Below are 14,781 nucleotides of genomic sequence, written 5' to 3' on the forward strand. Positions count from 1 at the left end.
TATCGGTGTATGTATGTTAGCACTTGAGGTTCGTGACCTTAGAAAAGTTTATTCAAGTAAAGTTGAAGCTTTAAGAGGTGTGAGTCTTCAAGTGCAAGAGGGCGATTTCTTTGCATTACTTGGTCCTAATGGTGCGGGTAAAACAACATTAATCGGTATTGTCACATCGTTGGTCAACAAAACTTCTGGTAATGTGCAAATTTTCGGCCATGATTTAGATTCTCAAAAAAGCTTTGCTAAATCTATGATTGGTTTAGTTCCTCAAGAATTCAATTTAGCGATTTTTGAAAAAGTCGAAAATATTTTACTGCAGCAGGCAGGCTATTATGGAATTCCTCGTTCACTGGCAAAACAGCGCGCCGAAAAATATTTAAAAAACTTGGATTTATGGGAAAAACGAGATAGTCAGGTTCGAGAATTATCGAGCGGAATGAAACGTCGGTTAATGTTTGCTCGAGCTATGATGCATGAACCTAAGCTTTTAATTTTGGATGAGCCAACCGCAGGTGTGGATTTAGAAATTCGTCGCTCGATGTGGGATTTTATTAAGGGTATTAATCAGCAAGGTATTACCATTATTTTAACTACTCATTATCTAGAAGAAGCTGAAAATCTTTGTCGAAATGTTGCGATTATTGATCACGGAGAAATAATCACAGATACGAGCGTTTCGAGTTTGTTAAGTGCGCTACAAATGGAAAGCTTTATTTTGTTTTTAGCGGAACCTTGCAAAGCGTTGCCATCGATCGATGGTTTAATCATGCGAAAAATTGATGATAAAACATTGGAGGTCGATGTGCAAAAGACACACAGCATGAACGAGGTGTTCGAAATTTTATCCGCTAATAATATTAGCGTAAATAGTATGCGAAATAAGGTGAATCGTCTGGAAGAAATGTTTATGTTGCTTACAAAGAATGGTAAATCATGAGCTCGCGAAGTTGGATAGCCTATCGGACAATTACTGAGCGTGAAGTTCGGCGTTTCCTCAGAATTTGGGGTCAGTCGTTAGTTCCTTCTGCTATCACAACTAGTTTATATTTTATTGTGTTTGGTGGTTTGATTGGGAACCGGATTGGGTTTTTGCACGGATTTAGTTATGCGCAATATATTACGCCGGGTCTTGTAATGTTGGCCGTCATTACAAATTCCTACACCAATGTTTCTACATCATTTTATCTTTCGAAATTTATTCGTAATATTGAAGAAATGTTGGTATCTTCCGCAACAAGCTCGGTGATTCTTTTGGGGTACATTACTGGCGGTGTGTTACGAGGTCTGATGATTGGTGCTGTGGTGATTTTGATTTCTTTATTTTTTACACATATTATCATCGCGCATTTTTTTGTGATGTTGTTGGTGCTAGTTCTTTCATCCGCGTTATTTTCGATTTTTGGTTTTATTAATGCTTTATATGCAGATAATTTCGATCAGATTTCAATCATCCCTACGTTTGTATTGACCCCGCTAACCTATTTGGGGGGTATTTTTTATTCCATTGAAATGCTACCTACGCACTGGCAAATAATATCGCACTTTAATCCAGTGCTTTATATGGTCAATACATTTCGATACGGAATGTTAGGGCAATCAGATGTGAATGTAGTGGGGTCATTGATTGTATTATTCGTGATCACAGTATTATCGTATTCTCTGGCCTGGATTCTATTGGAGAAAGGTATAGGGATTCGTACATGAGCTTTGATGAGATTTTTATCCGAAATTTAGCGATAAAAACGATTATTGGTGTTTTGCCCCATGAGCGTATTGCCTTGCAGCCAATCGAGCTAGATATTTTATTGGCTACAGATCTTCGTCCAGCCGCTGAATCAGGCAATTTATCGGACACGCTGGATTACGCAGCAATTGCGACGGGTTTAAGTGAGTATGTGCAAACAACTCAATTTGAATTAATCGAGAGCTTGGCTGATGCTATAGTGAAATGGTTATGGTTGTTTTCTCCTGCGATATATACAGTGAATTTAGAATTAAGAAAACCTGATGCGCTCTCAATAGCGGAAACAGTCGGGCTGAAAATTATACGGACGCGACCATCGTTATTAGCGACTGAGCATTAGTGATGTCGAGTGCGTGGTACAGTGACCTTGTAGATTCTGCAGCCAGGTCTCATTCCGAAAAAATGGCAGAAAAAATTCGTCAAGAAATTCAAGAAAAAGGTTTGATGGGTTTTTCACGATTTATGGAATTAGCGTTGTATGCTCCTGGGCTTGGTTATTATTGCGTGGGCACTGAGAAAATCGGTCGACGCGGTGATTTTGTTACAGCGCCTGAAATTTCTCCTCTTTTTTCACAATGTCTGGCGGGATATTGCCAAAAAGTCTTGTCAACGTATAAGGATAAAACGATATTAGAATTGGGGGCTGGTACAGGGCGTCTTGCTGCTGGAATATTAAAAACATTGGCTCAAATGGATTGTTTACCAGATCAGTACCTTATCTTAGATGTCAGTCCAGAATTGCAAGAACGTCAGAAAAAATTAATCGGGGAAATAGCGCCAGAGCAACTTTCACGAGTGGATTGGTTGGAGTCTCTGCCTGAAAGTTCATTAGATGGCGTCATCATTGCGAATGAAGTGCTTGATGCAATGCCGGTGAGTATTTTTCAAAAAAGTAGCGAAGGTTATTTAGAAAGAGTAGTGGGGCTCAATGATAATAATGAATTTATTTGGAAAATTCGTCCGGCTTCTGAAAAATTAAGCGTAGAACTTCAAAAATTAGATATTGAATTTCCTTTATATTATTATTCTGAAATTAACCTGAATGTTGATCCCTGGATCTGTAGTTTGGATAAGGCGCTTCATCAAGGCGAAATCATTATTATCGACTATGGTTTTCTACGCGAAGAATATTACCACCCTCAAAGAAATACGGGGACATTGATGTGTCATTTTCAGCAGCGAGCTCATCCGGATCCCCTGATTCTAGCTGGAATTCAAGATATTACTGCGCATGTCGATTTTACGGCAGTAGGCAAAGCCGCTGAAGCGCTCTCGTTAAAAGTAAAACGCTATTCAACACAAGCTGAATTTTTATTAAAGAATGGTCTGCTTGATTTAATGCAAAAAACTGCGACAACGCCAGAGCAACAATTTATTTTGGCAAATCAGGTAAAAATGTTAACGCTTCCCAGTGAAATGGGTGAGCTATTTAAAGTGATGATATTAGAAAAAGATTGCAGAAAATAAAACCGGGAAATGCTTTCTTTGATATGTTTAGGGGAGAGAATCACGATTCTCTCCCCTAAAACCCCTCATCGCGAAAGAAAAATCTTATAACACTTTGAGTTTGAAAAAATTTATTTTAGAATAATTAACTGTTAATCGCGAACGAGTTGAAGTTGGCTTTTTCCTTCAGCAGATCGAACGCCATGTGCGATTTCAGTGTACAGACGTCTGATGGTGAAGTGCGTATTGGGATACACATTGCCATCAAAGAACACAATGTGATTGCTATCACTTAGTGTTAAATGTACTGATGAAAACTGAAAATTGGTGGTGATGTTATTGATAACGTCGTTAGCAGTGATGTAATCTTCGTCATGAATATTCATGCCTAAAAAGTCTACGCTTGAGTAAACAATGCCACCTGACTTATTAGCAATACTGATATTCGAAACAAAAATAATGTTGTCGTTCACTTCGCCGTAATGCCATGTTTTGCCACGTTTAGTCATGTTGCTTGTGGCAGAACCGCTGAGTGATTTGCTGTGCGAGCTTTTTTCAATTACAGCTTTAGGTACGCTTGCAGCCATGGTTAATCCGCTTGCAAGAAGCAGAGTTGTGCAGGTTGTCGCTACTGTAGTTTTTAGGAATTTCATACTATTTTCTCCGATGAGGTTTAATTTCCCAGTTCGTGTTGATCTCAACACAAGTGGCCATTACAGCATAAGATATTATGCTATGTATTCTGTATTTATTCATATTTTGAATTTTGCGCAGTATGATAAAGTTGAGCATCTTTGTCAATAAATTCAAAATCGAAATCATTGGCAAAATGGCTGTTATTATAATTGCCATGAAGGTTCGATATTTTCATTTTTTGCAGTGCGTGGCTAAGTTGTTGCAGTTCTTCTTCATGGCCATGTTGTCTTAAATGGGCGATGTTAGATTTTAACTTTTCAATCGTTTTTTCATTTTGAGGCATGTTCAATAGTTGGATACTTTCGACTAAAGTACGAGAAGCATGCTGACATCGGTTGATCACTTTATTATCTTTTAGGGCGTAATTTTGAATAGTATTTTTAATATGATCCCTAAATTCGTCTAGCCCAGAGTACTCACTTGAGGCCATATCTTTATTAGAGTGCCAGCTATCAATTTCATAGAGAATTCTGTCTATTGTGTAATATAAATCAATGTCAGAAGCATGCTTTAATTGGGTGCGTTTTATTTGTAGCGTGTTTATTTTTGCAGAAAAAGATCGTGCGGGCAAATGACGTTTTAATATTTGCTTATATTGTGCGATGAGCTTTCTAACTTTGTCTGCAAATGGTGACATGATGGTTGCTCTGTAACTATTATGATCATTGTAATAGGGTATTCTTAAAATAGTATTAAGGGGGCACGATAAGGGGGGCTGCTTGATGGGAAGAAAGGGGGCAAGACTTGCCCCCTTAGCTTGTTATTTACGTGTTAGTTCTAATTCATACTGCGCTAAGCAGTGCGTTTCTTTAATCATAAATAGACTCGAAATTAAGCCCATGATTCCGCAGAAAGGAACCATCAGCAGTGCAATGCGATAATTTTCGAGGGTGTAATCATGGACGCCATTGATTAAGTGCCCGTTCCATACGTAATCGAGAATATAGCCAACAAAAGGCATGAGTATCACACCGCCAGCAATCACGGCCATGTTGTTAAAGCCTACGGCTGTTCCTGCTACAGCAGGTGGGTGAATATCTTGGATGACCCCAAAGGTCACTGTTTGGGCCCCGGCTGCACAACCGAACAAGAAGAGCGCGATGATCATCATTGGCCATGATAAAGGTAAGTAAATAACAGCGATGGACGTGACTAAATTCAAAACTGCGCATACTGTTAAAGGTACATTCCGACTGTTGATTCTGTTAGACCACCATCCGCTTAAGGGGCTTGCTACGGCTGTTCCTAACCAGGCAGCAATCATGGCTTGGGTCGCAACTGATCCAGAAGTATTGTAGAGTTTCATAATGAAGGGAACGCCCCAAAGGCCAGGAAAAATTGAGATAGGGGTCCAGGTGCTAAAAGCGTAAACCGCGACAGCCCAGGTTTGTTTGCAACCTAGGACACGACGTAAGCGTTGCCATTCGTTGTTGTAACGAGTGGTATTGAGCGTGTGTTTGGCGACGTTGATAGGGTCAGGGGGAACATCGCGGATGATGAGCCCTAAGAGCACGGCTAATATAAGACCGCCCACAGCTGACCAGATAGCGGTGGGTCGCCAGCCAATGCGCTCAACGATCATGGCGATCGGAGCTTCGCCGGCTATGGCACCCATGCTACCCATAAATTGGACGAGGCCAGCAATCATTGCGAAATATTTTGCTGGATACCAGCGAGAGGCGAGTAATAAGGCGCCGATGAAAGAAAATGCTGAGGTGAAACCGATTACCCAGCGAGCGAAACACGCTATATAGAAGTTATCGGTCATACCAAAAATGAGGGCGCTAGCGCCGCAGAAAAAGACTGATACAGTGAGCAGCACTCTGGGGCCAAATCGGTCGTACATTAGACCGGCCGGAATCTGCATGGGGGCGTAGCCGAAGAAGAAGAGTGAGCTAATGAGACCTAATCCACCGGCGTCAGTGCTGAAGCTACGCATTAAGTCGTGGGTCATTGCGCTGGGCATGACCCGCAGGTAAAACTCATAAACATAGAATAGGCTAGCGAGCCCCACTATGATGAATGGTTTGAGAATCCCATACTGACCTTTTTGTTGCTTGGCGCTCATCCTGTTCTCCCCCTATTCACACAAAAAACGATGCAGTATACAATAATCTTTTTGAAGTGTAGAGTCTTATTTATTGATCTTGATTGAGGGTGGTGCGTGCTGGTGTTAGATTGTTTAGACAATATTCAGGTTAAGGATCGACTATGATTGTGTTTATTGCCAAGTGTTTGCGGCCTTTATTCAAAGTATTGAATTTTTTAGTGCCTGCTGTAGATCTCATGGTCCGTCTTTGGGTCGCTAAAATATTTTTTATTGCCGGATTATCGAAAATAGAAAGCTGGGATACTACGTTAATGTTATTTCAGTACGAATATCATGTTCCGTTGTTGCCCTCTTATATTGCTGCCGTTGTTGGTACGGGCGCAGAATTAATTTTACCAGTATTGCTCGTTTTGGGATTGGGTGGTCGCGTATCCATTGCGGCATTTTTTATCTATAATATGATGGCAGTGATTTCATATCATTATTTGTGGACACCTGAAGGTGCGCTGGGCTTAGATCAGCATATTAATTGGGGGCTATTGTTGGCATTAATGATGACGCGTGGTTATAGTAAATACTCGCTCGATTATTGGATCAGTAAGAGATATGGTTACCTATTTGAAGAAATGTCCACCTAAACCAGAAGCGCATAGTAGTTTACCAGCGCGTTTTTATCCCGCTCAGTTTTTGTGTAACAAAGAAATGTCTTTGCTTTTCCGAGAAATTTTTTTTGATGCGGGTAGCATGACTAAAACAATAAAAGAGCTTAGTAATGATCAAATGAGTGTAACTATTTTAGATCACTCGTGGCAAAAACCTCATGAAAGTGAAAGAAAAATATTATTACGAGAAAATGTCTGGGGAATCGGTCGAGAAGTTATATTGCATGGAATTAATGTGCCCTGGATTTATGCACGATCTTTTTTTCCAATAGATGTAGTGAGAGCACACGGTCAGAAATTTACAGGGTTAGGGCAACGACCGCTCGGTGAAATATTATTTGGTGACCCCAGGATTTCGCGAAGTGATTATAGTATTGCATGTTTATTACCAGGGCATCGTGAATATCAAGTAGCGGCTGATGCTTTTAAACAATGCCCAGAATTTATGTGGGCAAGACGGTCGCAATTTTATCTTCCAAGTGGTGCGATAGTGCTGTTAGAGGTTTTTTCTCCGCATATGGAAAAATATGTGGCGCAGTCAGAGAATCTGAAATGACCTCATCAGCGTTAACTAAAGTTTCTGCATTTTTGCAATTAATGCGTATAAAAAACCCCATTGGAATATTCTTATTGCTGTGGCCTACATTATGGGGGTTATGGTTTGCATCAAAAGGAACTCCGCCAATTTCTATTTTAGTCATATTTATTTTAGGTGTTATAATTACTCGTAGTGCGGGATGTGTAGTGAATGATATTGCTGATCGAAATTTTGATGGTCATGTTTCTCGCACGAAAAAAAGACCTTTGGTGACTGGCCGTGTTCAATTGGTTGAAGCTTTAGGTTTATTTATTCTGCTCAGTATCATTGGATTTTGTTGCGTTCTTTTTTTAAATGGGTTCACAATAATTATGTCTTTTTTGGCTATTCTGTTAATGATTCTTTATCCGTTTGCCAAGAGAATTACTTACTGGCCCCAAATAATATTAGGCATTGCATTTTCTTGGGGCGTGTTGATGGCATATACTGCAATCAGTAATACATTATCTTGGGAATCTTTTGCATTATTCTTCATCGCATTTTTATGGACATTATCCTACGACACTATTTATGCCATGGTTGATCGTGAAGATGATCTGAAAATTGGAATAAAATCTACGGCTATAAAATTACACCGTTATGACGTGTTATTTGTCACTGTTTTGCATAGCTTGGTTTTGCTTGACCTATTATTGTTTTCATTACAACAAAAACTATCGCTACTTTTTTATCCCTTCTGGATGCTTGCTGTCGCATTAACTTTATACCAAACAAAATTGATTTCAACACGTGATCCACAGAAATGCTTCAAAGCCTTTCTCAATAATCATTGGTTTGGTTTATTTATCTTCTGCGGCGTTGTTTGTGGCAGCCTGTAACAACTCAAGACGCGACGCCGACAGTTATTGTTTAGGTGTAACATCACCATCAACAGGTGGTTCCGGTGCTTGATAATCTGGAGGAACGGGCCGTTCTTTAGCTCCGGGTGGTTTTAGTGATTCAGTGGGCGGAGGTGGGCGATCTTCTGGTTTTGTTCGAATGCCTTCCTCATCCGGAGCTGATAGTGGAGTTTGATCTAGCGCAGTTTGATCAGATGTTTTTCCGGCCCTGAGTGCCTGGATTTTATTAACTAATTCCGCTATTAGGTTTTGCCTCGGTTTATATTTTTTAAAGACCTCTAAAAATGCGAGAACGGCGATTTGAAAATGGATAAATTTAATTTTTAAATTGTTACCTAAACTTAATTTATTGCATGAATGTATAATTTTGATCGTTTCTATCGGGCGATGACCTGGGCGAGTTGCAACATCAGTTAAGCGAGAGATTTCTTGCGGTAACTCTTCATGAGCCTTATTTTCTGATTCTGTCTTTTCAGCGGCTAAAGCTTTTTGAAGTACTTGATAAGCATCAGCGGATTGGAAGGCCCCTTCCACGAGTTGTGTGTTTTGTTCATCCGTGCTAAATCGATTATCTTCCATTTCGATATCGATAACTAGCCCTGTAGAAGGTGTTGCTTCTGGTTTAACTTCTAGCTCTGAATGAATCTCCATTCTTCTTAAAGCAGCCAAGAAAAATTGAAGATCTTCTCTCTGATATGGTTCAATATTTTCGACAAGAAGATTAAGATTGCTATCGGAGCACAGATTTCTGAGTAAGTGATGTAGTGCGCTACGAGTGTGCGGATTATCACCGAAGTCTTTTTTAAACCATGCTAATTCCGTGAGTAGATCAGCGAATTGGGCTGCTAGATCCTCTGATTTTTCAGGGTAAGAAGGTAAATTTTTGAGAAGATTATTGGTAATTTGAGTTATGGCTAACACGGCTTTCGCTGCGTCAGTGACTCCTTCTTTGTTAGCCTTAATTAATTTCATTTTTTGCATTTCTTTTAACATTTTACTAGCGTAGCGTAGATTGCTTTCTCCGAGATGCGTTTTAGCATTTTGTAAGATTTCTTCTAAATTTTCTCCCTCTTGTGTTTCGACTCCTATAAGATTTTGTATCTCTTTAGGTTTTAAATAATTACCCAGGAAAGCAATAAAAGGCATTTCGCTGACTACTTCATTTACACGAACGACTGTTTCTATATAGGAGTCTAAATCTTGATTTTCTTCCAAGCATTGTTCTAAGAAAGAATTGGGCATTAAAGCAAAAGTTGAGCCCTTTTCATGATTCGTGAAAACCAATATTGAGTCTAGGTTAGTTAGAGTTCCCTTAACCCCATATTGCTCCATTATTTTAGTAATTATTTCCATTCTAATATGATCATTTTCTAAAGGTTTAATTTGGATTATGAGGCTTAAGATGGAGTCACTTTCACCGAGATGAGGTATCAGTCGATTAAATAATGCAGCGCCCATGGCGGTTGTTGGTGAGAAGATTTCACAAAATGATTTATAGTCTTCACGATTTTCAAAATAACCATTGCTGTTGGCTTCTTGGAGCACTTTCATCATGGCATCTTTATTGGTGTATGAATTAATTGTATTGAGGAGAATACAGAGTCTAACAAAATCATCTTGTGAGATTGTCATTTCCCCTTTTTCTGCGTCTTTGGAGGACTGATATAAATTTTTATGTGCAACTATGAATTCTAATAGAAATTTCTTTTCTCCTTCAGGAAAATTGAGTTTCCACTCCCTTAGCTTATTATCTAACCATGTTGTTAAAAATTCACTAGAGGTTTTAACTTTATCGGGTAGAACCTTAAATAGTGCTGCACATTGTTCATTGTTACCTGTTTTGGCTATATAAATAAGATACTTGATGATGTCTGTGGTGCTAATATGTTGAAGTCGTGCGAGCATGTCCGGCATTGGAGTAATCTTATCGGCTTTTAAAACTGTTTGTGTTTTTTCATCGCAGTAATATTCAGTGTCATATTCTAAGGGATTAAGATTTTTAAGGACTTCGGGATCTAATAATTCGAGTCTCTGAATCATCGCGCCAACTATATTCTCTTGAGCTTGTGAAACTAGGGTGCTTAAGATATCGAGTTGACGATAGAGAATGGCTTTTTGGTCTGAAGATAGTGTATCACCAACAACCTCAATCGAGTATCGTAAACTAAAGATAAAATGTGTTAGTAATTCAAGTTCGGCCGCAATTTTAGGAAGATCTTTATGGCTAACTTTTTTAAGTAATTCCGGCGTGTTAAATTTATTGTTATTGTCGAATGTGATTTCTTCAACCGCTTTAAAAATATTTTTCACGTTTTTATTTTCAATTTTATCTACAAAACTAAAGTCAATGTGTGCATGACCAGCATTGATGGCTATATTTAAAATACCGGGTAATATTTCTTCTTCACACGTTTTTTTTTCCAGTGTTCCGCGTAGGATTTCTTCTATTCGACGACGGCGATTGTATTTTTGTGAATCTGTTCCTTCACCGACGAGTTGATTAACTGAAACGGTACCTTCTTGAGGTTTGCCGTGTGGATCGAGCACGGTATATTTTATAGAGGTACTGTTAATTTTTTCGAGATAGATTTTTCCTTTTTCGGGTTTTCCTTCAGGTGAAGCTAAGATAATGCTGTAACCATGTCGGTTTATTAATGGATCAAGAGCATCTTGAATATTGTCGCTTTCCTTGGGCGTCCCCGCGAGTAATTTGGCCATTTCATTTTGTTTGCTTTGCTTTGTGGTCATAATTTGAGCTGGTGTTGGGGTAGTTGACATACCAACAAGTCCGGTAAAAGCTTGCCAAGTTTGATTCACAACTCCAGTTTGTCCCTTTTTTCCAATGGACGTTAATAAAGCGCGATCTTGTTCAGAGCCGTGTATGTATATTGCATCAATAATCCTTTGGCTTTTCTCATTAGCTGGAGTATTGACAACAAAACTAAGCATTGAAGCAAGAACTTCGTATTTCATGTGTTCTAGTGCAAGCCTGGTATCAACGTTTTGTTTTAAACCTAGTCTGCTTTTTGCGGTTTCGAAGGCGGCGCTCGGATCGTCCATCGGAGTCGCTAATGTCGTAGTTAAATTTTGATAAGTACGTGGGTCTAGAGTTGCTGTAGCATTTAATCGAACATTAATTTTCTCAAGCAGACCTACAGGGTTTATCCCTTCCTCTGATCTATACGCTATAAATAGTTTACTCAGTTGATCAGTGAATTCAGCACTGCTAGCTAAGCCCGCTTCAATCATTTTATCTAAACTTGAATCCCGCATAATAACCTCATTACAGTCCTTATAGTGTAATTATAGAACATAATGAAGCGTTTGGGGGTTAAGCAGCAGTTCCCGCTAAAGTGAAAACATTTGCATTGAAGGCTTTAGAAGAGCTTCAATGCATTGAGAGACAAAAAACACCCAAAATCCTTAAGCAGGAGATGGCGGGTTTAAAATAGATGCTCTGGCACTTGTTCGGGGTTGGTTTCGGAGGCTGTTTTAGTGGCTTGTCGAGCGAAGGCTTGTTTAGATAATGAAAGGGGCTGAATCCTAAGGAAGCGAGTTATTTTAATTACTCGATCTCAGGCCAGCCCCTTTCTAAAGATTCAAATTAATTAACTACGCAGGAAGCCTTATCACCATCATTGCATGTGATGATGCAAGAATCTAATGAATCTATTTTTACAGATTTGACCTTGTAAAAATCGTATCGTGCTTCGCCTACGCAGTTTTTCACTGAGTTTGCAACAAACTGACTGCAGACGCCCGTGACTTTGTTAATTTTCCCACACAGTGCAACTTTTACAGTAGCATTAACATCTCCTGTGGCTTTGGCATGATACGTATCACTTTTTTTAGCCTTTACGCCATATAAAAGATCTGTATTGGTTGATGCAGAAATAATGATGTAGCCTATGTCTTTAGCTGTATTATTTATGATCTTAACTTTGTTTAGCGGAGTTCTGTCGGTATCTATCGCAGCAGTACTTGCCATTGCTGAAGAGAGGTTGAGGGCAGTTAGTAGGATTAAAGAAAGCAAAGGGATGCGTCGTTTCATAATCAAGCTCCTTATGATGAAATTTAGTACATTTTTATAATAACATACTTTTAAAATAAGATCAATCTTAATATTTTTTATTAATGTTTAGCAAATTATAGGCTGCAGAATCAGCGAAGCAGTGTTAATCATTAGATGGTTTATGCACTTAAAGGTGAATACAGATTTAAAACAGGTGCTCTGGCTCTGGCTCTAGTTCTGTGGTGCTCTCAGAGACTGTTTTAGTGGCTTGTGAGGCACTGGCTTGTTCTGTAGGGGCGTTTTCTTCGAGGAACTTTTCGAAGATTGCGTTGGGTTGCCCAGGATAAGCTAAGAGGCCTGTTTGTGGATCGATGCGAACAGTGACTAGTCCAGGTGGTTGATCCCATTTAAGATCGGGTTTGCCAGCTAAAGCCACTTGCATAAAGTCCATCCAGATCGGCAGGGCGAGTTGTCCGCCAAACTCATAGAGTGAACGAGGTTGGTCGTAGCCGACCCATACGGTCGCAACGACGTCTTGATTAAAGCCCGCGAACCAGGCGTCAAATTGATCGTTAGTTGTTCCTGTTTTACCGGCAATATCGCTTCTATGTAATGCAATAGCTCGTTGAGCTGTACCTTGAGTGATAACATCTTGAAGTACGCTGGTGATTAAGTACGCATTTTGTGGAGTAATCACTCTGGGCGCTGGAAGAGCCCCTGAATTATCGCTACTTTTTTCTGCAGAGTCAGTTTCTTCATCGCTGATGCAATCTTCGCACACAGTGACCGGATTTTCGCGATAAACTAATTCGCCATTTTCGCGTTCAATGTGGTCAATAAAATACGGTTTGACGCGGTAACCGCCATTCGCAAAGGTGGAATAACCAGTCGCGAGCTGTAGGGGGGTGATTGAGCCTGCACCTAGCGCTAGGGTTAGTGAGCGAGGTAATTGGGCATCAGAATAACCAAAATGGTGCAAATAATTAATGGCGTATTTCAGTCCCATCGCATTAAGTAATCGGATTGAGACGAGGTTTCGTGATTTAGTAAGTGCGGCGCGCAAACGCATAGGGCCGTAAAATTTTTGGTTGTCGTTTTGAGGTCTCCAGAGCTCATCCTCACTGTTTTTATCGTGGAATACGATGGGGGCATCATTGATAATCGAGGCCAGTGTGTAACCATGTGCTAAAGCGGCTGAGTAAACAAAGGGTTTAAAACTGGAGCCAGGTTGACGTTCGGCTTGAGTAGCCCGATTAAAATTGCTGCGATGGTGAGAAAATCCGCCCACTAACGACAATATGGCGCCATTTTTAGGGTTCATGGCAACCAGCGCGCCTTCAACTTCAGGCAATTGAGTGAGTTCCCAGAATTTGCCGGTATGGCGTATATAAACAACGTCACCCGGTTTTACAACATCTGATGCCGTGTCGGGAAGTTTGCCCACGTATTCATCGTCGATATTGGGTCGTGCCCATGAAAGTCCTGCCCAGGGAATAGTGACTAGATCGCCAGTCGCTAGCAAGGCCGTAGCGCTTTGTGAAGCCACCTCTGTGATGACGCTAGGTACTAAGTCTTGGTATCCCTCGAGGTCTTCGAGTTGATCAAGCCATTTGTCCCAATTTTTTCCTTTGTGAGGACCCCAATTTTCTAGGGCGCCATTGTAACCATGGCGACGTTCATATCCCATCAATCCGTTATACATAGCGCCATTGGCGGCTTGCTGCATTTTGGAATTGATCGTGGTGTATACTTTCAAACCAGAACCGTAAGCTTCTTTTCCATAAACATCTACAACGGTTGCCCGAACCATTTCAGCGACATAAGGTGCTGCGAGTGAGATAGCTTGGTCATGATCATGATATTGGGCCGTCATGGGTTCGGCAATGGCCTTCTTGTAATTGGCTTTGCTAACATGTCCATTTTCAAGCATGCGCAGTAACACGTGATTACGACGATCGCGCGCTGCTTTAGGGTTGCTGATCGGATTATCGCGCGAAGGAGCTTGAGGAAGGCCGGCAATCATAGCGAGCTGCGCAAGCGTCAGTTGATCCAAAGGTTTGCCATAGTAGAGTTCAGACGCAGCAGCGACACCGTAAGCTCTGTGACCTAAATAAACTTTGTTTAAGTAGAGCTCTAAAATTTTTCGTTTACTAAAAGAGGTTTCAATTTTTATCGCGAGCAGGATTTCATTAATCTTACGACCGTAGGTTTTTTCGCTCGTGAGGAAGAAATTTCGAGCGACTTGCATAGTAATTGTGCTTGCGCCTTGAGATTTATGGCCGCTAGTAACCACTGCGATAGCAGCGCGCACCAAGCCAATTAAGTCAACCCCGGGGTGCTCAAAATAGCGTTGATCTTCTGTTGCCAGTATTGCCCAAATTAGCTCTTTAGGGACTTGATCTATTGTGATGGGCGTGCGTCGTTGTTCGCCGAATTCACCTATCAGCTTGCCGTCGGCAGAATAAATACGTAAAGGGACTTCAAATTGGGCGTTTTTTAGCGTTTTGACATCAGGTAGGCGAATGTACATGTAAAGATAGATGCAAATTAACATCGCCAGTAACGTAAAACCCAAACTCAGCAAAGCGGTGAACAGTCGTCTCAATTTTGTACTTCCAGAATAATCTTTAACTAACAAGGGGTGGATTTTAGCAGGTACTAGCTGTTTGGTAAAGTTAGAGAGCTATTCGGAGTTTCGGTTAAATCGGTTAACTCTTTCTTGCTTGCTGAAAAGAGCGGA

13 protein-coding genes are annotated in these 14,781 nt (G+C 40.4%); 7 read left to right on the top strand and 6 right to left on the bottom strand.

Annotated elements, in window-relative coordinates:
- Positions 1-13 precede the first annotated feature (13 nt).
- From K2X50_07260 to K2X50_07275, 4 genes are read left to right on the top strand one after another with little or no spacing between them, the layout of a single operon-like run.
- Positions 14-931, top strand: coding sequence for an ABC transporter ATP-binding protein (locus tag K2X50_07260; protein MBX9587042.1), 918 nt, complete (start codon positions 14-16; stop codon positions 929-931).
- The gene (locus K2X50_07265) at positions 928-1,698 is read left to right on the top strand and encodes an ABC transporter permease (GenBank protein ID MBX9587043.1); all 771 of its coding nucleotides are present in this window, start codon (positions 928-930) and stop codon (positions 1,696-1,698) included. The genes K2X50_07260 and K2X50_07265 overlap by 4 nt, the downstream gene beginning before the upstream one ends.
- Positions 1,695-2,078, top strand: a complete 384-nt coding sequence (locus K2X50_07270; protein ID MBX9587044.1) for a dihydroneopterin aldolase — start codon at positions 1,695-1,697, stop codon at positions 2,076-2,078. The genes K2X50_07265 and K2X50_07270 overlap by 4 nt, the downstream gene beginning before the upstream one ends.
- A gap of 2 nt (positions 2,079-2,080) precedes the next feature.
- Positions 2,081-3,205, top strand: a complete 1,125-nt coding sequence (locus K2X50_07275) for an SAM-dependent methyltransferase (protein ID MBX9587045.1) — start codon at positions 2,081-2,083, stop codon at positions 3,203-3,205.
- A gap of 131 nt (positions 3,206-3,336) precedes the next feature.
- Here K2X50_07275 and K2X50_07280 read toward each other — a convergent pair whose 3' ends face one another.
- The 3 genes from K2X50_07280 to K2X50_07290 all read right to left on the bottom strand — a co-directional run bounded on the left by K2X50_07280 (position 3,337) and on the right by K2X50_07290 (position 5,948).
- On the bottom strand, positions 3,337-3,837 hold the full coding sequence (locus K2X50_07280; GenBank protein ID MBX9587046.1) for a hypothetical protein: 501 nt from the start codon (positions 3,835-3,837) through the stop codon (positions 3,337-3,339).
- 95 nt (positions 3,838-3,932) lie between these two features.
- Positions 3,933-4,517 (bottom strand): hypothetical protein, encoded by a 585-nt coding sequence (locus K2X50_07285; GenBank protein MBX9587047.1) that lies wholly within the window; start codon positions 4,515-4,517, stop codon positions 3,933-3,935.
- Between the two features lie 123 nt (positions 4,518-4,640).
- Positions 4,641-5,948, bottom strand: coding sequence for an MFS transporter (locus tag K2X50_07290; protein MBX9587048.1), 1,308 nt, complete (start codon positions 5,946-5,948; stop codon positions 4,641-4,643).
- A 143-nt stretch (positions 5,949-6,091) separates the two neighbouring features.
- Between K2X50_07290 and K2X50_07295 the strand changes: the two genes are divergently transcribed.
- The 3 genes from K2X50_07295 to ubiA are packed head-to-tail and all read left to right on the top strand — an operon-like array spanning position 6,092 to position 8,008.
- Entirely contained in the window at positions 6,092-6,568 is a 477-nt protein-coding gene (locus K2X50_07295; GenBank protein ID MBX9587049.1) for a DoxX family membrane protein, read from the top strand.
- On the top strand, positions 6,549-7,148 hold the full coding sequence (locus K2X50_07300; protein MBX9587050.1) for a chorismate lyase: 600 nt from the start codon (positions 6,549-6,551) through the stop codon (positions 7,146-7,148). Before K2X50_07295 ends, K2X50_07300 begins: the two co-directional genes overlap by 20 nt.
- Positions 7,145-8,008: a 4-hydroxybenzoate octaprenyltransferase gene (ubiA, locus tag K2X50_07305; protein ID MBX9587051.1), complete on the top strand. Its 864-nt coding sequence runs from the start codon at positions 7,145-7,147 to the stop codon at positions 8,006-8,008. The genes K2X50_07300 and ubiA overlap by 4 nt, the downstream gene beginning before the upstream one ends.
- Positions 8,009-8,032: 24 nt before the next feature.
- Here ubiA and K2X50_07310 read toward each other — a convergent pair whose 3' ends face one another.
- From K2X50_07310 to K2X50_07320, 3 genes are all read right to left on the bottom strand, one after another.
- A complete protein-coding gene (locus K2X50_07310; protein ID MBX9587052.1) occupies positions 8,033-11,302 on the bottom strand; it encodes a hypothetical protein in 3,270 nt (1,089 codons plus the stop codon).
- 331 nt (positions 11,303-11,633) lie between these two features.
- Positions 11,634-12,080: a hypothetical protein gene (locus tag K2X50_07315; protein MBX9587053.1), complete on the bottom strand. Its 447-nt coding sequence runs from the start codon at positions 12,078-12,080 to the stop codon at positions 11,634-11,636.
- 166 nt (positions 12,081-12,246) lie between these two features.
- Positions 12,247-14,595 (bottom strand): penicillin-binding protein 1A, encoded by a 2,349-nt coding sequence (locus tag K2X50_07320; protein MBX9587054.1) that lies wholly within the window; start codon positions 14,593-14,595, stop codon positions 12,247-12,249.
- Between the last annotated feature and the right edge of the window lie 186 nt (positions 14,596-14,781).

Source organism: Gammaproteobacteria bacterium, from assembly GCA_019748175.1.
In the GTDB taxonomy this organism is placed as follows: domain Bacteria; phylum Pseudomonadota; class Gammaproteobacteria; order JAIEPX01; family JAIEPX01; genus JAIEPX01.

Bases quoted from the DNA above. Each gene is read 5' to 3' on its own strand.
- K2X50_07260 (MBX9587042.1), top strand. From the start codon at position 14: ATGTTAGCACTTGAGGTTCGTGACCTTAGAAAAGTTTATTCAAGTAAA.
- K2X50_07265 (MBX9587043.1), top strand. From the start codon at position 928: ATGAGCTCGCGAAGTTGGATAGCCTATCGGACAATTACTGAGCGTGAA.
- K2X50_07270 (MBX9587044.1), top strand. From the start codon at position 1,695: ATGAGCTTTGATGAGATTTTTATCCGAAATTTAGCGATAAAAACGATT.
- K2X50_07275 (MBX9587045.1), top strand. From the start codon at position 2,081: ATGTCGAGTGCGTGGTACAGTGACCTTGTAGATTCTGCAGCCAGGTCT.
- K2X50_07280 (MBX9587046.1), bottom strand. From the start codon at position 3,837: ATGAAATTCCTAAAAACTACAGTAGCGACAACCTGCACAACTCTGCTT.
- K2X50_07285 (MBX9587047.1), bottom strand. From the start codon at position 4,517: ATGTCACCATTTGCAGACAAAGTTAGAAAGCTCATCGCACAATATAAG.
- K2X50_07290 (MBX9587048.1), bottom strand. From the start codon at position 5,948: ATGAGCGCCAAGCAACAAAAAGGTCAGTATGGGATTCTCAAACCATTC.
- K2X50_07295 (MBX9587049.1), top strand. From the start codon at position 6,092: ATGATTGTGTTTATTGCCAAGTGTTTGCGGCCTTTATTCAAAGTATTG.
- ubiA (MBX9587051.1), top strand. From the start codon at position 7,145: ATGACCTCATCAGCGTTAACTAAAGTTTCTGCATTTTTGCAATTAATG.
- K2X50_07310 (MBX9587052.1), bottom strand. From the start codon at position 11,302: ATGCGGGATTCAAGTTTAGATAAAATGATTGAAGCGGGCTTAGCTAGC.
- K2X50_07315 (MBX9587053.1), bottom strand. From the start codon at position 12,080: ATGAAACGACGCATCCCTTTGCTTTCTTTAATCCTACTAACTGCCCTC.
- K2X50_07320 (MBX9587054.1), bottom strand. From the start codon at position 14,595: ATGTTAATTTGCATCTATCTTTACATGTACATTCGCCTACCTGATGTC.